Raw genomic sequence first — 18724 nt, forward strand, 5'->3', positions numbered from 1 at the left:
TGTGATATTTTAAAGGGTTTAAACGATCGACACGGGCGACTGCCTGCTGACTATTTTTCTATAGGTCCCTTTCATCTTGTTGACAGGGATCATTGCCTCCACCAGCGAAAGAGGGCCGACTCCAGCCTTACGCGACAACTGGACGGCAGCCGAAAAGTTCATTTTTCCAAGCAATCCCAGTATCTTCCGGCCCATCAGCCTCCTGCTATTGCCCAAAGCGGCCTTTCTTTCTTTTTCCGATAACGGGCAAAGAGGGTTGTTAAGTATCTCCCGGTCCAGGTCAAATCTCAACAGGGCATATTCCTGGCTGCCCATAGAAAATTCCTGGCCCGGATGCGTCCTCCACCAGATCAGACCGGGCTGCATCTTAACGACCGGATGGTTAAGCGCAAACTTCATCCACATTTCGGCATCGCCGATATACCGCCTTCCGGAAAATCGTCCGGCTTCCTCAAAGGCGCTTCGGCGTATAATAGTCCCTACGGGCCCGGCATAAAAAAGTCCGCCCATGCCGAAGAAATGCTGCCTGTAAGCATCATAGCTGTTGTACAGGATAGGGTAAGGGCTGGAATCGTCCTGCACCTCATTACCGCAGAATGCAAAAGCGGCCTCCGGAAACTTCTCCATCACATTCACCATGATCTCAAGGCTATGTGGATAGATCAGATCGTCCGAATCCTGGTATTTCAGGTATTTCCCCCTGGCGTAGGACGCTGCTTTATTACGATTGGGATAGTCCCCCAGGTTCGTTTCATTGACATAAACCCTTATCCTCGGATCTTTCGCGGCGTATTGCCGGGCTATCTCTACTGTCTTGTCTTTTGAGACATCGTCACAAACGATGAGCTCAAAATCTTTAAATGTCGAAGCCAATACGCTTTCTATCGCTTCCACAATATACTTTTCCCGGTTATAGGAAGTCATTAACACACTGATCAAAGGATTCATTTGATCGTTTGCAGCCATACGTTAAAATTATTTTGCAGGGGTGACCCTATTATCCCTGAAATTTTTTCTGCACTGAAAATGGTATCTCCACTCTCAAGTTTTTCATCCATTACAGGCCATGGGATAAGCTCGACACCGACCGCATATTTTTTTGCAATGGCGTCAGCCACCTCGTAAAGCGAGAAGGTCTCTCCTGCAATATTGAAGACCTGGTTCACACTTTCCGGCTTGTTGATTGCCAGAAATATCTGCCTGCATAGGTCTCCGACATGCGTAAAGCTTCTTTTCTGGCCGCCCGTCCCGTATAACGTTATGTTTTTCCCCACGACTGCCTTATTCATAAAAAAACCGACTGTTCCATAAGAATACGAATTATCCAGCAGGTTCCCGTAAGGCACGCATATCCGGAATATAGTAAAGGCTCTTCCGAAATAGGCGCCGTATTGATGAAGAAGGGTCTCGCCGAACCATTTGTTCAAAGCATAGATGGTCTTAAACTCCTTTTCGTCGTCCTCTGCCAATAGTTTATCTTTCACTCCTTTATATACGAGTCGTGTGGAAGGGAATATTACCCTCGCATTGCTTTTTGTCGCATCCAGGCGGCTCAGCAAATGCAAAATTCCTTTCTCATTGACATCGACATAGGCCTCGTAATCCTCATACGCCTTCGCTGTTCCGGTGATGCCCGAAAAATAAAAGACAAGGTCGACGGTCGTATCCAGCTTAGCGAACTGCTCCTTGCTGCGGACATCCAGGCTCTCATATACTATGCCCTGAATGCCGCACTGGTCAGCTAAATCATATCCATGCACCTCACATCCCTGCTGAAGCAAATAATACCCAAGGCTTTTACCGATATATCCATTGATCCCTAGCAGCGCGACTTTCATAATTTTATTTTTATTGCCGTATCCTGGATGGCCGTCAGTATGCGACTTTGATCGAGGATATCCTCCAGGTGCCTGGAGCCATCTCTTTCCGCAACGCTTCTATGAAGCTCCTTGAGTATATTCATAAAATGATTGTCCGGCTCCAGTTCCTGGACAATGCGTTCGCCCTGTTGCTCCAGCAATATCTTCGGCCTTTCCGCCGGCTTTGGAGTAAAAGCCCGTTCAGCCAGCAGCCGCCCCCTGCTACCCCAGAATTCGTAATTGCATTGATAAAAGTTATCAAATCCAAATGAAAGCTGCGCGACGATGTTGTCCCGGCTGATCAACGAAACATTCCCAAAAATATCAACGCCGGTGACAGGGTCCAGGTATAAGGTTGCCGAGATCACTTCCAGCCCTTGCCCCAGGAACCATTGGCTCGCTTTTACCGTATACGCGCCCGCATCCAATAATGCTCCACCGCCGGCCGCTTTGTCATACCGGAAATTGTCTTTATCCAGCGGAGGAAACCCAAACTGGCTCCGGAATACCCTGATCTCCCCCAGTTTTTTCTCCCGAAGCATCTCCCACGTGAAATTATGCTGGGAGTGATGGCGGAACATAAAGTTTTCCATGAGGGTCAACTCTCTTTCTTTAGCCATTTCAATCAGCCGCATAGCAGAGCCAAGATCCATGGCAAAGGACTTCTCCACCAGGAGGTGCTTGCCGGCTTCCAGGCACCGGGTGATCCACTCCTCATGCAAGCCCGTGGGCAGTGGCATATAAATTGCCTCGATATCCTGCCTCTTCAACAGGTTCTCGTATCCCACTATACCCTCCACGCCAAACGCTTTTGAGAACTCTTCGGCTTTTCCGGAGGTACGGCTCCCGATAGCGGCCAGCTCGAAATATTCCGGCAGACCCTGTATAGCGGGGATCATCAGCCGTTTGGCTATGCTGGCACATCCCATTACTGCAATGCTGATCTTTCTCACGAATGTTAAAATGATACTGCAGCCAAAAGACTTCTGGCCTGGATGTTTAAATAATTATTGAATCGAATGAAGGAATACAGCTGACTAAGCGTCATCCAGCAATAAGTTTCCGGCAGTTCGTCGGAAAACTCGCTTCCTACCTCCACGATGATATTTAAATTTTGTTCGTTGTAAAAACGCCCGCCCTCTTCGGATTGCATTGCCCTGTATAGAATATTCTCCGCCCGCGCATTCAATACCTCATTTATGAAAGGAACTTCATATTCATTTAACCCCTTCCTGTAATTGCCCGTTAGACATTGTACGCTCGGCGCCAGCTCAAGTATATCGAAATTGCCCGCTTCGATCTTTGCCTGCACAAGGAAATGCATCACTCCATTGATCTTTTTGACAATAAACGCGATCAAACCCTCCTGGGCTGATTTTACAAGTGGCTGATCCCACGCCACCACCTCCCTGTTGCTGATGTGCACGCGCGCCCCTATCACGGAGAAATATTTATGCGCTTCATGCCGGATCTCCGTGCTTGTAGTCACCCACTTTTCAACTCTATTCAACGGTATCTTCGATACTTCCAGCTCATATTTACTTTTAAGCCCGGTGATCCATGAAATGATCTCTTCGATCGTAAGCAGTGCATTGCCTTCATCCAGCGCGGACAATAACATCTGCTGTCCATCCCTTACAAGCGTGTCTGGCGGAGAGATGAAATGCTGGAAGAGCTGAATGCTTTCCACAGGAAAAGTGCCATAGCTTATTCCGGAAATGACCGTCCTCGTATCCATATTGACAAGGTTGTCGACACTCATCATTTTCTTGATCTGACCCAAGGTAAGCCAGCAGAAATCATCATGAACGGGGATTTCCTCATGTACTTCTATGATGATATTCCGGTTCCTTTTCCTCAAAAAACGCGCACCCTGCTCCGATTGGAGCTGATCCAGCAAAACGTCCGCGCTTTTCTCTCCGTTGAAGTATTCCAGGTACAACGGCGCCTTGCCTTTGTGTACTTTTGAATAGTTGCTCTTGGTGGCCTGCAGCGTGGGCGACAGCTGGACGTAATTGATATTCCCCGGCTCTATCTTAGCCTGCATGAGAAAATACAGCACGCCGTTGAAATGCTTTGTAATGATACCCAGGAAGCCGATCTCGGGCTGATTGATGATCGGCTGGGTCCAGGATTCCACCAATCCCCAGTTCGTCTTTACACAAATGCCTTCAATGGAAAAAAAACGCCCCGTTTCATGATGCAGGTTGCCGGACTTTTCATCGAAAGACCATTTCTGCAGCTCTTTGAAGGGTACTTCCTCTATTTCTATCCTGACAGCATTCCTCCGCGAATCCATCCATTGTAAAAAACGCTCATTGGGCATCAGCTCCCCGTCATAAGCATAGGCGGAACGAAGGAAGGAAATATATGCGCTGCTTTTGGGCATCTAGTTCGATTTTAGTTTGGTATTTCTGAGGAACCTCACTACACTGTTTGGTAGCCATTTCTTATCCAGCGCGCCCGGAGGTGCCGGCCTGTATGTCTTGACCCTATCCCTGTTAGACGTCTCTGCAATAATATCCCAATAAAGCCGGCTGCACCGAATCGGGTCAAATGTGCTATCGGCAAATTCAACGGCATTTGCAGACAGGTTATTATACAGTCCACGGTTGGATACAAGTTCCCCGATCCTTTCCGCAAATGCCGGAGCATTACCGGCTTCTACCAGATAGCCGTTCTTACCGTTCTCCACGATCTCACGTATCCCGCCAGGTATATCACTTACGACAGGAACCAGGCCTGTCTTCATAGCCTCGATCAGGGAGACGGGAAGACCTTCGGATTCGCTGGTCATCAGAAAAACATCATTTTCCTTATAGATCTCGTGAAGACGCTGATTGTCCAGGAAGCCTGTCAGCCTGAAGTTAGATCGCCCGCCGATGGCCGTCTCCAGTTGCCCGCGCAAAGGGCCGTCTCCCACAATGGTAATTGTTACCTGCGTCCCTCTGCTCTTCAAAATAGCATCGATTTCCGGGATCAGCAGCGGGTTCTTTCTTTCCTCCAACCTGGACACATATACAACCCGTAAGTTCTCTGCCGCTGACGCTGTCCTTTTCTCGTGGACGGCGGGCGTTGGAAAATAAGCCAGCCGGATATCATTTCTCCGGTGCGGTAAGAGATGGCACAGCTTTTCATAGATCTCCCTGCTAATGGCCACAAATGAGTCAATGACCCCTTCGTGCTCTTCTGCGATGCTGTAGTAATGCCCGAAATCCCCCAGCACGATGAGAACCACCGGTTGCCGCAAGCCCAGGAACTGTACCATTTGCAATTCCAGCATATCCGTCGCAATGATACAGTCGTTATTTTTGCCGATCAGGCTCCCCAATCCACCGACCGTGTGGTAGATATTGTCTTTACAGTGATAGCTGAACTTTATGAGCCTGACATTATTATTCACAGTACTTATCTGTTCCCGGCGAACACACTCGTTGGAGTAGGCTACAACGGCAACATTGCCCGGGTCAGGAACATGGTCCAGCAGGTTGTTTACAACGCTGTAAACCCCTCCGATCGCATCTGGTAGGAAAAACACCATTTTTATTAGTCTACTTCTTTTATAAAACAAGCCGGGTTGCCGCCTACCAGGCTAAACGCGCTTACTGACCTGGTTACAACACTGCCGGCCCCCACGATCACCCCTTCTCCCAATTTTACGCCTTTCAATATGATACTTCGCAGGCCGACCCAGCATTTGTCCCCGATCTCCACAGGCGATGACACCACTGTGTTCCAGTTTTTGTACGCATGCCCTTTCTGCCATTCTATACTATCATTCATTCTTTCCGAGGAATGGATCGAATGTGAATTTGTATCTATTATGTTGCAATGCATGGAAATAAGGACATTGCTCCCGATGGTCACTCTTTCCGAACACTCTACATAAGTGCCAGGGCCTATATATACATTGTTTCCAATGACGACCTTCGAAGAAGCCCTGTACAGCACGATCGTTCCACAAATACAACAGTCATTTCCTATCTCCAGGTAAATGTTGCCCGGGCGCTTATCTGCAAGTATCACATTCATCGCACTCAGGTTGCAGCCTGCGCCGGCTTTTATGAAACCATCACTCATCAACCGGGCATTGTCCCGTATATTGGCAGGGCCCTGATCGCCCATTATCCTGGTCAGAATGCGACGGAATAAACTCATATTAAAATAAAACTGCTCACCGGAACGTAATACCCATACGTGAAAATATCATTTCGCGTAACTGGTGGCTCTTTCGTTTAAAAAAATGCAGCCGTTTCTTACTGCTGACAGCGACTGGAACCATTTTCCCGCTTTCGATGATCCCACGGAAGAACTTCATTACGTTCTCGTCCCGTATGGTTTCCGGCAACATATCGTCCTTAAAAATAGGCTGGGAAATGATCTCCAGCGCCAGTTCATCGTTATTGTCGATCTCCATGATGCGTCGGATCAACGCCCGCTCATCCTTAAAATCATGGTAATTGATAAATCTTCCCGGATTGAAGTCTTTCGCAATCTCTTTATTTCCCCAATAGATAGGAATAGAGCCTACAAAGCATGGCTCGATCACCTTTTCAGTTACATATCCTGGATAAGAAGAATTCTCGAATGCAAATACGAACTTATAGTCCTTTATGAACTCAAGCTTATTATCTACGTTCCGCCCGATGTTGTTCAAATATCTGCCGCCCGAGTCCACCCGCTTGACCTTAGACAGCTTGTGAAAGAAATTGATGCGCTTTTTTGAATTTCCATTCGACACCAGCATACAGCAAAACTTGTCCTTGGCTTTCCACTGCTCCCTGATCGCCTCTGCGTTGCGGTTTTTCAAAACATTCAAATCCTGCCCCCACAGGTCGATGTAAAGGCGATATAAAGGCAGGCGGTAATGACGGGGATCATTATTAATATCAAAGGAGAGCGCGTAATCGCATCCCGAAAAATCAGGTCGCTGATTCTCAGAAATGAAGTTGATCCGGATACATTTGTACTTGAGATATTCGTATCCGTAGCAGGAGTAGAACAGAAAGTCCGGCTCATCGGCAATTCGTACTTCGTACTGTTGTGAAAGGAGATGCACGAAGTAATTGTTCTCCTTATCGAACCCCTTCCAAAAATCCGTAAAATTAATTTTTATCTCCCTTTTCATCTCCTGACAAATAAAACGTTTCCCATATCATATCCTTTGGGAATAGCTTCAACGACCACTTTGAAGCCCAATGATTCAAGGTAGTCCCTGTACTTGTCATATACACCGACCCCTTCATAGGTCTCCTTAACACTTACTTCTGTATGAATCACTTTTACGGAAGGAAGTATCCTGTTTGAAGCCTTCAGCATCTGCATTTCAAAACCCTGCATGTCCAGCCAAAGCATATCGACATGATCTATATTGTACTTAATCGCCCAGTCGTCCAGGGTGATAGTAGTAACCTCTATCTTTTTATTAAAAAAAGTTGTTGTATGGTCTATAAGATGATCTTTCGGTGGTAACAGCGAGCTGGAGGCATCCGAATCACCTTCACTGACAAAGAAATGATCTATTCCGGACTTGTTGCTTAATGCCAGTGGATAAGACGTAATGCGCGGATATTGCCTGGTCCTGTCCGCCAGCCGTTGGAATATCTCAGGTACAGGCTCGAAAGCGTGCAGCGTGCCGCCCAATACTCTATTGAGCTCGATAGAATCAGTTCCGTCATGCGCCCCGCAATCTATGATCACCGGTGAAGCCGGCAGATATTTTTTCAGAATGGATTTGGAGATCCGCTCTTTGCTCACTCTTGGAATAGCGAGGTGCTGGAAAATATAAAAATCCCTGAGATAATTATACTTATGTGCTATTTTACTGATCAGTGCCATCTTCAAAATATTAGAATGGTTTTTTCTTATCCCTTCCTGTATGCCTCGGTAATTTTCCTGGAAATAGAACGAACATTTTGTCTGAAGGAAAGGAATTGTTTAACACTCATAAACAGCCATTTTCCCCTTGCTATAACGTTTTTAAACAAGATTTCATATAGGGGATAATGTTTTTTTAAAAGGTCGGGGGCTACCCTGTAGATCTCCCTGAGCACCATTGGCATTGCCATTTGACCAAGGTGAATTCCGTCAAAGAAATACACAGTCCTGCTTTTTAAATTGCCCTTTATCAGCTTTTTGAATACAGACAAGAAAACAAGATTTCTCTTCTCACATTCCATTTTTAAATACGAATTGAACAAGATGCTGCACTTGTTCCTTTCCTCCATGGAGCCATAGGTCGGATATTCTATATTGGTGGAGTTCGCGCTTGGGATGGCATTCCAAACCATCATCCTGAACCCCATGCCGATCAATTCATCGATCACCTGAAAATACCGCCTGACGCATTGCTCCACCAGGTCCTGCAAAGGCCTTTCCTGAAGATCTGCCTGTTTTAACAAGTGGCACCTGCAGTCTATTTCGCCAAAGCACATCATGATCGTAGACGCACGAGGCAGCTGTTTCACAAGATCAAAAAGCTTTTCCCGTCCTTTTTCTTTAGTATTGATATTTGTCAGGCTATACGCCAGTACGGAGCCCAGCCGATATCCCTTAAAGAAAGGGTATTTATTGGAAGCACTTTCAGGATACGCCGGTTGTATGGCGTCAAATCCCGAGAAGAAGCTCGCATGGCTATCTCCTATGCAATGTATAACGTCTACGCCTCCCATGTTGCTCTCCCCAGTGATAAGCCTAATCGTTCGCGGAATATACGACCATCATCGTATACAGATTGTACCTCGAATGATTCGCAAAGCTCAACCCAGTCCAGGAAGCTCTTGAAGCGATCGAAGGCTCCCACCGAAACATAGTATTTGCCCGGAACGAGGTTGTTATCAAGCGTCACTTTTATGCTGCCCGCCCCGGAGCGAACAGCGGCATATTGCCCGGTATCCGTCTGAAAGATCCCTTGTACACAGACGCCTTCATCATTGTAAATAAGAATAAAAAATTCACAGTCGCCCGAAAAGGAGCTAGCCTCAAAATCTATTTTAAAAATTAGTTGGGACAGAAGGGCTACAGTCGCAGCTTTGGATCCATTAATTTCTACATTATTTATACGTAATTCCTTTCCCCCCATTTTATGGGTATAGACTTTGTCGCCATGGTCGCCAAAATCCAGGTAGGACTTAACGATTTCTGAAGAAGATCCCGATTTGATAAGTTTACCCCCCGCGAACAGGATCGACTTATTGCAAAGCGTCTTAATGATATTCATGTTGTGGCTTACGAACAGCACAGTCCTGCCTTCGTTCTTGCTTACGTCTTCCATTTTGCCAAGGCATTTCTTCTGAAACTGGGCGTCCCCCACCGCAAGGACTTCGTCCACTATCAATATCTCAGGTTCGAGATGTGCCGCGACAGCGAATGCAAGCCGAACATACATCCCGCTGCTATACCTTTTCACCGGAGTATCAAGGAATTTCTCTATTTCCGCAAAGTCTACTATTTCATCAAATTTTCTTTTTATTTCGGAACGGGCCATCCCCAGGATGGCGCCATTTAAAAAGATGTTTTCACGGCCGGTCAGTTCCGGATGAAAACCCGTGCCGACTTCCAGCAATGAAGCGACCCGCCCCCTTATGGTAATACGGCCGGAAGAAGGCTCTGTGATCCGGCTCAGCACTTTTAACAGCGTGCTTTTACCTGCGCCATTTCGACCGATGATACCGACCCTGTCGCCAGGAAAAATCTCGAAGTTAATATCATTAAGAGCGAAAAATTCCTCTTTGGCAGGCCCGCTTCCTCCTTTGCGCGTACGCCTGGTGAGACGTTTTGCCTGGTTGGCGATCACATCTCTCAGGGATGTATACCGTTCCTGGCTTTCATGAGAGATAATGAACTTTTTGGACAGTTGTTCTACTTTGATTGCTGGAAGGGTCATGACACTTAAATATTATCTGCGAAAGTTTTCTCGGTCTTACGGAAATACCGGATACCAATAATGCAAAAGAAAATAATTACTGCGCAGGATGCCAGGAAGCCGGGAAGATAGATGGGCTCGCCTACGATACACCAGCGAAATCCGTCAATGACGCCTACCATGGGATTGAGCGAATACAACAGCCTCCATTGCTCCGGCACCTTGGAACTTTTGAAGCCCACGGGGGAAATATAAAGGCCGAATTGTACGATAAAAGGAATAATGTATCTGAAATCGCGGTATTTGACATTTAGGGCGGTGATATACAAGCTCGTCCCGAAAGAAGCAAGAAAGGTCATGATCACAAACACGGGCAATAGAAGCACCTGCACGGGCGGCAGAAAATGATACCAGGCCATTAGCAGGATCATCAATAGCGCGGATATTCCAAAATCGACAAAACTGACGATCACGGAGCTGGCCGGAATGATCATTCTTGGGAAGTATATCTTGGTGATCAGGTTGGAGTTGCCTATGAGACTATTGCTGGCTTCCGCCAGAGCATTGGCAAAAAATTGCCAGGGTAGCATCGCTGCATATACCGTAATAGCATATGGCACGATCTCATCCTTTGCGAAGTGAGCCAATTTGCCATAGATGATAGTGAAAATGATCATGGTGAGCAGAGGACGGATAATGCTCCAGGCGGCGCCAATAGCTGTTTGCTTATAACGAACCTTGATGTCCCTCCAGCTCAGGATGTAAAATAGCTCCCTGTAGCGCCAAAGATCCAGCCAGTAATGTTTCTCCGAATGACCTGCTTCAATCACCAGTTCCGGAACGGTACTTTCTAATGCCGACATTGCGTGTTGTTTTATCCGAACCACCTCTTCCATAATTTGGCAAGAGGACTAAAAATATTGGATGTGTTTGATTTGCGTTTTTCATCTTCGAAATAGCCCGATTCGTGACCGTACCCATACGCCCCATAATAACCATATCCTCCCCCGTAATACCCGCCATAATATCCCGCTCCCACTTTTACATCGTTCAGCAGGAGACTAAGGCTCGGAAGCTTTCGGGAAACATATAAGTCCTCGATCATTCCCAGCTGTTTGCGGAAAGTATGGCCTTGCCGTATGATGTAAAGCGTACAATCTGCATATTTTCCCAAAGTGATCGCATCGCTGACCAATCCCACGGGGGCCGTATCCATGATCACTACTTCGAAAGCCTTCATTACCTCTTCCATTAATTCGTTGAGCCTTGGATCCAACAAAAGCTCTGCGGGATTAGGGGGTATCGGTCCACAAGGGATAACATATAAATTGTCAACGCCCTCTACCTTCACCAGCAGCTCCTCGAACGACGCCTTTCCGATGATATAGTTCGTTATCCCCATCTTGCGCTTCAGGTCCAATCCGGAAACGATCTTAGGTTTTCGGATATCGAATTCCATGATCACCGTTTTCCTTCCGGATAACGCCATAACTGCGCCGATATTGGTACTGATAAAAGATTTCCCTTCTCCGCTGAAAGAAGAGGTCACCATGATCACAGGTCTGTCCTTCCTGTTGATGATATATTGCAGATTTGTACGAATGATCCGGAACTGTTCCGAGATAAACCGGCGGCTGTTAAGCGCAACCACAAGCGTTGCCTGACCTTCGGAATGACCTATTTCACCCAAAATAGGGGCCTGGGTCTGCTTTTCGACATCTGCCCTGCCGCTAACCTTATCCTTCAGCACCTCGCGGAGCGCCGTAATACCCACAGGGATCAGCAGGCCGAGCAGAAAGTAAAAGGTGAAGATCTTCTTTTTATCCGGGCTCACCGGCACGGATGATCCGATCGCCGGTTCTATGATACGCGAGTTGGATATAGTCGAAGCAGAAGAAATGGACGTCTCGATCTTTTTTTGAAGGAGTAATGAATACAGATCTTCCAGGATCTTCTGCTGTCGCTCGATATTCAATAGTTGCATGGACTTACCTGGCAGGCTGGTAATGTGTCCCTGCAATACCTGATTTTCCTTCTCCAGATGGCTTTGAGCGATCGTATATGCCTGTTTGACATTCATCAACGCCTGGTAAATATCCCTTCGGACCCTCTCCAGGGAGGAATTTAAGTTCTGTATCAGCTGGTTGCTTTCCGACGTTGTCTTCAGATAGTTATCCCGCTCCAGCTGCAGCCGGTTATATTCGCTCACCATCTGTAATAAGGCTGGCTCCTCGATCCCGAGGTTGGTAGGCACCAGTTCGTAAACATTCTTTTTATCCCCCACATAGTCCATCAGCCAATTGACTATGCTCAGCTTAACCGCTTGCGCTACCTTCTCTTTACCACTTTCCCCCACCTTGTCCAAATACGCTTTTGATTGGCCTTCTATGTCAAAAGCCTGGTTCTCCACCATGAAGTTGCGCAATACACCCTGAACTCCCCGAAGCGTATCGTTCAATTCGAACAATCGATCGTTGATGAACTTCAGCGTATTGGTGGAGATCTTGGTTTTATCTTCCACGATGAGGGTGTCATACACCGCCATTAGCGTATTAAGAACATCCCTGCCAAGGTTCTTACTTTCAGAATCGAAGGTAAGCGTCAGTATCGTGGACTGATCGGCCGGCTGTGCTACTCTAAGATCTCCGACAAGTGACTCGACTGCGCTCGAGATCGACAGGTGCCGCAGCTCGAACTCCCTGCTGCCATAATTGCTGAAATCCATACCAGCCGTGGTATCGATACGAAAACGATTTCCACCTTCCTCAATTTCCTGGCCAAACGGGATCGGGTTCTTACCCTCATTCAACAGAAACCGGCCATTGTCCAACATCAATATCTTGTAGGATATATCTGCTGAAGAATCCGCAATACGGGTAAATTGTATGTTGATCGGCCGCTCCGGGTAGATCAGGCTGCTCCTAACCTTTCCTCTATTATAACAAAGGGATTGTAATTGAATATCTTTCACAACCCTACTTAGAACTGGCCTTGATTTAAGGATCTCCACCTCGTTATTCAGGTTAACATTCCCCTGAGCCATGAATAATTCCTCGAATCTGGGATCTTTACCTCCGCCGCCGTTATCCCGGTCATTCTTGATGAGCAGTGAAGCCTTTACCTGGTATATCTGGGTCGTATAGCGGACCTTAATATAGGCCAGCACAATAAAAACAAAAGCGCTGATCAGTATCCACGGTATTAGCCATAGATACCGGAATATAAATTCCCGTGGGCTTATTTTCCATCGGTTGTCCTGAAGGGATGAATGTTCCGGGATGCCCGTTCTTATTTCACTGTCACTCATAGGATGCTAAACGAATTTATTTTCTGAATATGCTGTACAAGACAGCGAGTGTGGAAACTATGCTGGTGGCGATGCTGACATTACGGATAGTCACCTGGTCACTGGCCGCCACCCGCTTCCTATTCGGTTCAAAATAGACAACGTCGCCTTGCTGCAAATAATAATAAGGAGAGATCATGATATCCGGCTTGGTAAGATCTAATCGCTGGAACTCACGTTTCCCATTGGCGACCCGCATCACCAGCACATTATCCCTCCGGCCATAAAAAGTCATGTCTCCCGCCATACCAAGCGCCTCGAAAAGGTTTATATGCTCACCCGGAATATTAAAAACACCAGGCCTGTTGACTTCACCCAACATAGTGAACCGGTAATTGACAAACCGGATGGTGTAGTATGGATTTTTTAACGGCCCGCCAAACCGTTCATCCAGCCGGGCATCCAGCGAATCCCGCAGCTGTGTTTTGGTTAATCCTTCTACATGCAGGAATTTCAGGCTCTGGAACTGAATATTCCCTTGCTCGTCTACCAGGTATCCTGGCGTCGAAGGAGTACTTCCACCGGGAGATGTGCCTCCTGACGAACCCGAAGAAAGGCCACCACCGCCCATTGAACTTCCTCCTTGCTGCGAAGAGCCTGATCCGGAGATTGCCATGACAGATTGATTGTACAAGGCTGTAGCCACTGGATTGTCGCTATATACCATGATATTCAGTACGTCTCCTTTCTGGATCACGGGCTCGGCGATCTCAACTTTGCTTAAAGCTGCGGTATCGAATTTGCCCTGCATGTAGGTCAATTGCCGGGTATTGCCGCAGGAACTGATACAGCCGGCAAACGCAATCGCTATCATATACCCAACTCCGCCTTTCCACTTTGAAAAAAGATAATTACGCATTCAAAAGGATTGTTGTTATTCTTATTTCCTGACTAAAATCGCGTTCGAACGCTCGATCACCGCCACCAATGAATAGCCGATGCTCTCGATGATCACCTTCACCTTATTATTCAGTACTTTGACCACCTTTGCCTCCTGGTTCATCAACACGCCCCGCTGTATCTTGATCTTCTCATTCGCTTCCAGGTCCAGCGACTCTGCCCGGACATCCGTATATTCATTCAGGAACTTCCGGATGATCTGGATCTCCTTATCCAGCACGATCGCCGGCCTGCCCAGCCAATAGACAAAATTTACCACCCCATTCGTCATCCTCACTTTCGTCTGTTCGTCCTCCCCTATATACACGAACACATACGACTTGAACAACGGCTCTTCCAGCCATTTCACCCGGTCACTCCATTTCTTTCTCACCTTGTTCAGCGGACAGTAGGCCTCAAACCCGCTCTCCGACAACAGGCTATATACCTTCTTTTCCCACCGGGGCTTGGTATATACAGCATACCAGCTTCTCTCCTTTACTTGCATAGCTTCGCCTCCTCAGTCACATACTTAGATAATAACTGATTGAATATCAATAACATGAGTTTTTTAGAGGGTGGGGGATCTTAAAAGCGAAAAGGGTACAAGCGAGCATTCATATGAACTACTCCTTATACCCTTTACAGTATGTTTATATTAAAAGGTCACTCAACTTATTCTTCACAGGAATAACTAAATTTAAAGAATATTGGGATTATAGGACACAAAAACTAATATTGACACGGATTTATTGTACCAATTGTCTTACAATTTCTTACACGCTCCACTGATTTCCCGTATCCGTGCAAATATAGGGGATTTTAATATTCAATAAATCTTAATTGCCGATTGAAAAACAGTCTTTTAAAGGGCTTGGGATAGGGCCTGATCCAAAGAATGGGAGAAAGGGAAAAGGCCCGGTTCAGACGGGCCATTATATAATGTAGGAGGTATCTGAAAACTAGGCCCGCAGCCTGATCTTCTGTCCACCATTTTGTAGTCTTTCGCTGAGGCTTCTGTTGACAAAGATCAGGTTACACCCCATTTCCTTATACAACTCAAAGCCGTCTCCCAGCGCCTGGCTGAACTTTTGACGGTCTTCGTCCGAATCATACTCCAGGCAGATCATCAGGGCTCTGTCGATGGTTTTCCGGGCGCCCTGGAGCACTTCATAGTTCAAACCTTCCACATCGATGCTCAGGAGGCTGATGAAATCGAATTCCAGGTGCCGGATGGCGTCATCCAGCCTGATCACCGGCAGGTATAATGTCTTATATACGTTGGCATCCCGGGTATTGGCGAACGAGCTCAGCACCGGGGTCTTCGAAACATGAAATGGAAGGATGGCGTTCTCGTTGCTGCATCCGATGGCCAGGGCGATGTCCTTAGGCCTGAACTTCTTAAAAAGTCCCGCCAGCTCCTGGTTGGGCTCCACGATAATCCCATTAAACCCTTTTCTGTAAAGCAGGTAGGAGTTGGAGATATCCGAAGGGTGATTGGCGCCTACATCGACGTAAACAGACCCCCCCAGGTCATACCTGCTCAGAAAATCGGCGATGACGACATCTTCGCCATGCTGGGAATAAGATCTTTTGGTTGGTTGTAAAGCATGATACCATGCTTTTCCGAAACGCTTGACTTTACCAAGCACCGGGAAGTGATTGACGAGGAATTGCTTGAACATGGTTGTGATATTGGATCAGTTATTTAACGATCCTAAGTACAAAAAATTGTATTTCCGTAGTGGATTGTACTTATTTTTCGTCCCTGGAAAGACGGCCTATCAGCCAGAAGAGTGCCGAAGCGAGAATAAAGAGGATACAAACGATGACAATGGAGAACTTCACCCGCGCCAGGTTATAGGCGAGAGAGACGTTTACCTGGGACACTGGTCCGGACAAGGTCCTGGATATGACGATATTTTCGATGACATCACAAATGGTAGCCGCAAAGATCAGCCAGCCAAAGCCCCGGCCTCCCCTGGTCAATATCTCGTTGCCTGTGCAGGCGGAAACAAACCGGCAGCCCAGCGCGATGGCCAGGGTATATAATACGATGAATAAATAAGCAAGGGAAGTGCTCTTAACCCCCGGCTCGTACTTGCCGGAATTTTTCCAGTCATCTATAATGGCACTGGCTTTATCGACGGTCTTGGCGATCTCCAGTTGTACGATCTCTCCTGAGGTCAGCGGATGCAGGTAATTGCGGGCCCAGATCATGTAGGCGATAGTAAGCAGGAAAAACAACCAGAATAGTTGCCGAAGACGGTTTAATCTCGCCGGCCAGGAAGGAGGTTCCATGTAATACAGACTGTTTTTTATCTTTGCGACGTTAAGTTAAGTATAAAAATCCATTTCTTAGATGAAATACAATGTTTGGCTCTTATCGCTGCTCTTTGCATTTGGTACCCTTTGTGCCCAAAGACCCGTATCCGGCAACCCGGCAGACAGTACTCCACGTATAGGTAATACCCTATCGGGTTTCAGGAGCAGCCGACCCTCCCTGGAAAACAAGTTATTTTTTATGACAGACCCGGGGAAACAGGGATCATTCGTCGCGGACCCGGCGGATCACACATCACCCGATGACAGCGTTATGACCATTATAGCGGCTAATGGACTCCGGTACAAGCGGGTCATCGAGCAAAATATTCTCAACGTCAAATGGTTTGGCGCCATTGGCAATGGCTCAGCCGACGATTGGGCGGCCATTCAGAAAGGGATTGACTATATCCTGCGTAATGACCAAAGTGGCAGAACACTTTATTTTCCCACCGGTCTATACAAGATCAGCAGGCCCCTCATCATTGCCCGGCTCACCGGCAATACCTACCAGCATGTCAGCATTAATCTCCAGGGGCCTATCAATGCCAAGGATGCAGCCAACGGTTCCGCCAATATCATGCCCGCCTTCAACAACGCTTTTGCCATCGGGGTCCAACTAGGCAAGGGGGTGTTGATCAAGGACCTCTATATAGGGGGTCAGTTCAAATTTCCAGGCAGGCTCAATTCCATCATGATCGACACCCTGCCACTTTCCAAATGGACGGATGGCGCATGCCGGGACAACCCTGCTTCCCCCTATGCCGGGATTGCGATTGACCCCTTCTCGGACTCCACAGCCTACCTTTCCAACAGCGACATGTACCCCGGGCTCCATAAATATTGCCCTGCCGGCTTGAACAGGAGCGGGTCCACTGCCGTCCAGATCGTCGGATGCTCGATCACCAATTTCATAGTGGGGATAATGATAACGCCTTCCCACCAGCAAAACGGAGAGCTGGTAGACGTCATCGACTGCGACATCAGCTATAATAAAGTCGCTTATGCCATGGGACAGGCCCAATCCAAGGAATGTCACGTGGAAAGGCTGAAATGCTGGGGGGGCACACATACCGTATTCGATAATATGAGTTACGGGATCCGCAATGGCGATGGTGCTGCCGTCCCACTGGTCAATGGCGCCAATCTTGCTGGCTCCGTAAAAGAGCTTTGCCGTATCCATGCCGCATCTTTCCCCGGATCGTTCCGCAATATATACGCGGAAGAGTTATTCAGGATCGGCTACGTCAGTGGCCATGCCACTGTCAGCTTTGAAGATTGTCAATTTGATTTCGCCACCCATGGGCCTGGTACGCCTTATCCCGATTTTTTTATCCTGGGCTCGGACGTCTCCTTCAGGAACTGCATGCTCAGGTCCTATACAGGCAATGTAGGAACGCGCTTGCTGCTCTCCAATACCAACGATTATTTTGAAGGAGGTAATACCAATGAGCCACCCGTTACCGTGAATCTAAATGGCAGCATCGGCTTCCCCAATCCTTCTTTCAGGAATGTCAACATGTACTATTCCGGTGGCGTGTTGGGTAATAACAATTATGGTATATCATCTTCCGAAACAGCGTTGCAAGGCAGTAATGGGATCATACGGGATCCGGTATACTATGGCAACAGCTACGCATTCAGGGACCCTTTTTCCAATCTCGGTGTTTTGTATCGATTCACGTACAACAACCATTATGAGCGGACAGCGGCTCTATCCGGCAAGCCGGTAATCCATACAGACCTCTCCAAATGGACGGCAAGCTTTAAGGTCTCCGATCCTTCCGATGCGGGGATACTTAAGGTGGGGGACTTTATTCTAACGAGGAACCAGCCATATCAGCATGAGTTCTCCAAAGAATTTGCCCCGACATATCCCGTAGGCATCATTTCACGCATTGATCACGACATGGTCTATCTCGACAATCTTGCTATGGGAATACATGACGGCATGGCACTGGAGCTGTATACGGACTATTATGTCTATTGCAATCCGCCATTTACAGGAGACATTGCCGCGGGAAGTAATACGCTGACGAATGTACAAGGCGTTTTCCCCGCTGTTGGCGAGCGCCCCGACTTGCCCATGATGCCGGTCGGGACGTATGTCACAGCAGTGGACCCCGGAAAAAAGACCGTCAGCCTTTCCACGACCAATAATACGGGCCGGAGCTTCTCCGACTATACGTTTGTGAACGGTTTTCCGCGGATCGACATGTACAGCTCTTATGACATTCCGTATTTACAGAAGTATAATAAAACATTTATAGGAGGATCCAACTTTTACCATTATCCTGACAGGAATCTTCCTCTCTATGGCATCAACTATGTACTTAATGAAGCGAATGCGGATAAATATAACATAATTAATACCAACATCGCAGGCGACACCACCTTACACAAATTGAAGTACAGGCGGGTGGAGAAATGAGGTCACCCTTCATTAAAATGTAG

General features: G+C 47.3%; 17 protein-coding genes. 1 reads left to right on the top strand and 16 read right to left on the bottom strand.

Annotated features, from left to right (window positions below; genetic code table 11):
- Positions 1-18 precede the first annotated feature (18 nt).
- The 16 genes from Q4E93_RS26330 to Q4E93_RS26405 all read right to left on the bottom strand — a co-directional run bounded on the left by Q4E93_RS26330 (position 19) and on the right by Q4E93_RS26405 (position 16249).
- A complete protein-coding gene (locus Q4E93_RS26330) occupies positions 19-966 on the bottom strand; it encodes a glycosyltransferase family 2 protein (RefSeq protein WP_303590468.1) in 948 nt (315 codons plus the stop codon).
- Complete coding sequence (locus Q4E93_RS26335) at positions 945-1838, bottom strand: NAD-dependent epimerase/dehydratase family protein (protein WP_303590470.1); 894 nt, start codon at positions 1836-1838, stop codon at positions 945-947. The genes Q4E93_RS26330 and Q4E93_RS26335 overlap by 22 nt, the downstream gene beginning before the upstream one ends.
- Positions 1835-2812 (bottom strand): Gfo/Idh/MocA family protein, encoded by a 978-nt coding sequence (locus tag Q4E93_RS26340; RefSeq protein ID WP_303590472.1) that lies wholly within the window; start codon positions 2810-2812, stop codon positions 1835-1837. The genes Q4E93_RS26335 and Q4E93_RS26340 overlap by 4 nt, the downstream gene beginning before the upstream one ends.
- Positions 2813-2817: 5 nt before the next feature.
- On the bottom strand, positions 2818-4248 hold the full coding sequence (locus Q4E93_RS26345; protein ID WP_303590474.1) for an NDP-hexose 2,3-dehydratase family protein: 1431 nt from the start codon (positions 4246-4248) through the stop codon (positions 2818-2820).
- Positions 4249-5400 carry a glycosyltransferase family 4 protein gene (locus Q4E93_RS26350; protein ID WP_303590475.1) on the bottom strand — a complete coding sequence of 384 codons (1152 nt, stop codon included), beginning with the start codon at positions 5398-5400 and terminating at the stop codon, positions 4249-4251. It lies immediately after the preceding gene.
- 5 nt (positions 5401-5405) lie between these two features.
- Positions 5406-6017, bottom strand: a complete 612-nt coding sequence (locus Q4E93_RS26355) for an acyltransferase (RefSeq protein WP_303590476.1) — start codon at positions 6015-6017, stop codon at positions 5406-5408.
- A 16-nt stretch (positions 6018-6033) separates the two neighbouring features.
- Positions 6034-6987, bottom strand: coding sequence for a glycosyltransferase family 10 domain-containing protein (locus Q4E93_RS26360; protein WP_303590478.1), 954 nt, complete (start codon positions 6985-6987; stop codon positions 6034-6036).
- A complete protein-coding gene (locus Q4E93_RS26365; RefSeq protein WP_303590480.1) occupies positions 6984-7697 on the bottom strand; it encodes an FkbM family methyltransferase in 714 nt (237 codons plus the stop codon). Before Q4E93_RS26365 ends, Q4E93_RS26360 begins: the two co-directional genes overlap by 4 nt.
- 26 nt (positions 7698-7723) lie before the next feature.
- Positions 7724-8164, bottom strand: a complete 441-nt coding sequence (locus Q4E93_RS26370; protein ID WP_303590482.1) for a hypothetical protein — start codon at positions 8162-8164, stop codon at positions 7724-7726.
- Positions 8165-8517: 353 nt separating this feature from the next.
- On the bottom strand, positions 8518-9744 hold the full coding sequence (locus tag Q4E93_RS26375) for an ABC transporter ATP-binding protein (protein ID WP_303590484.1): 1227 nt from the start codon (positions 9742-9744) through the stop codon (positions 8518-8520).
- Positions 9745-9749: 5 nt separating this feature from the next.
- Positions 9750-10586 carry an ABC transporter permease gene (locus Q4E93_RS26380; RefSeq protein ID WP_303590486.1) on the bottom strand — a complete coding sequence of 279 codons (837 nt, stop codon included), beginning with the start codon at positions 10584-10586 and terminating at the stop codon, positions 9750-9752.
- 11 nt (positions 10587-10597) lie between these two features.
- Positions 10598-13030 carry a GumC family protein gene (locus tag Q4E93_RS26385; RefSeq protein ID WP_303590488.1) on the bottom strand — a complete coding sequence of 811 codons (2433 nt, stop codon included), beginning with the start codon at positions 13028-13030 and terminating at the stop codon, positions 10598-10600.
- Positions 13031-13046: 16 nt separating this feature from the next.
- The gene (locus Q4E93_RS26390) at positions 13047-13928 is read right to left on the bottom strand and encodes a polysaccharide biosynthesis/export family protein (RefSeq protein WP_303590490.1); all 882 of its coding nucleotides are present in this window, start codon (positions 13926-13928) and stop codon (positions 13047-13049) included.
- 21 nt (positions 13929-13949) lie between these two features.
- The gene (locus tag Q4E93_RS26395; RefSeq protein WP_303590492.1) at positions 13950-14456 is read right to left on the bottom strand and encodes a UpxY family transcription antiterminator; all 507 of its coding nucleotides are present in this window, start codon (positions 14454-14456) and stop codon (positions 13950-13952) included.
- Positions 14457-14910: 454 nt separating this feature from the next.
- Positions 14911-15633: an FkbM family methyltransferase gene (locus tag Q4E93_RS26400; RefSeq protein WP_303590494.1), complete on the bottom strand. Its 723-nt coding sequence runs from the start codon at positions 15631-15633 to the stop codon at positions 14911-14913.
- A gap of 70 nt (positions 15634-15703) precedes the next feature.
- A complete protein-coding gene (locus Q4E93_RS26405; protein ID WP_303590496.1) occupies positions 15704-16249 on the bottom strand; it encodes a hypothetical protein in 546 nt (181 codons plus the stop codon).
- Positions 16250-16310: 61 nt separating this feature from the next.
- Between Q4E93_RS26405 and Q4E93_RS26410 the strand changes: the two genes are divergently transcribed.
- Positions 16311-18701 (top strand): glycosyl hydrolase family 28-related protein, encoded by a 2391-nt coding sequence (locus Q4E93_RS26410; protein ID WP_303590498.1) that lies wholly within the window; start codon positions 16311-16313, stop codon positions 18699-18701.
- Positions 18702-18724: the final 23 nt, after the last annotated feature.

The organism is Flavitalea plasmicola, from assembly GCF_030546645.1.
GTDB lineage: Bacteria > Bacteroidota > Bacteroidia > Chitinophagales > Chitinophagaceae > Puia.

Coding starts and splice junctions, on each gene's coding strand:
- Q4E93_RS26330 (WP_303590468.1), bottom strand. CDS start 966: ATGGCTGCAAACGATCAAATGAATCCTTTGATCAGTGTGTTAATGACT.
- Q4E93_RS26335 (WP_303590470.1), bottom strand. CDS start 1,838: ATGAAAGTCGCGCTGCTAGGGATCAATGGATATATCGGTAAAAGCCTT.
- Q4E93_RS26345 (WP_303590474.1), bottom strand. CDS start 4,248: ATGCCCAAAAGCAGCGCATATATTTCCTTCCTTCGTTCCGCCTATGCT.
- Q4E93_RS26350 (WP_303590475.1), bottom strand. CDS start 5,400: ATGGTGTTTTTCCTACCAGATGCGATCGGAGGGGTTTACAGCGTTGTA.
- Q4E93_RS26355 (WP_303590476.1), bottom strand. CDS start 6,017: ATGAGTTTATTCCGTCGCATTCTGACCAGGATAATGGGCGATCAGGGC.
- Q4E93_RS26360 (WP_303590478.1), bottom strand. CDS start 6,987: ATGAAAAGGGAGATAAAAATTAATTTTACGGATTTTTGGAAGGGGTTC.
- Q4E93_RS26365 (WP_303590480.1), bottom strand. CDS start 7,697: ATGGCACTGATCAGTAAAATAGCACATAAGTATAATTATCTCAGGGAT.
- Q4E93_RS26370 (WP_303590482.1), bottom strand. CDS start 8,164: ATGGGGTTCAGGATGATGGTTTGGAATGCCATCCCAAGCGCGAACTCC.
- Q4E93_RS26375 (WP_303590484.1), bottom strand. CDS start 9,744: ATGACCCTTCCAGCAATCAAAGTAGAACAACTGTCCAAAAAGTTCATT.
- Q4E93_RS26380 (WP_303590486.1), bottom strand. CDS start 10,586: ATGTCGGCATTAGAAAGTACCGTTCCGGAACTGGTGATTGAAGCAGGT.
- Q4E93_RS26385 (WP_303590488.1), bottom strand. CDS start 13,030: ATGAGTGACAGTGAAATAAGAACGGGCATCCCGGAACATTCATCCCTT.
- Q4E93_RS26390 (WP_303590490.1), bottom strand. CDS start 13,928: ATGCGTAATTATCTTTTTTCAAAGTGGAAAGGCGGAGTTGGGTATATG.
- Q4E93_RS26395 (WP_303590492.1), bottom strand. CDS start 14,456: ATGCAAGTAAAGGAGAGAAGCTGGTATGCTGTATATACCAAGCCCCGG.
- Q4E93_RS26400 (WP_303590494.1), bottom strand. CDS start 15,633: ATGTTCAAGCAATTCCTCGTCAATCACTTCCCGGTGCTTGGTAAAGTC.
- Q4E93_RS26405 (WP_303590496.1), bottom strand. CDS start 16,249: ATGGAACCTCCTTCCTGGCCGGCGAGATTAAACCGTCTTCGGCAACTA.
- Q4E93_RS26410 (WP_303590498.1), top strand. CDS start 16,311: ATGAAATACAATGTTTGGCTCTTATCGCTGCTCTTTGCATTTGGTACC.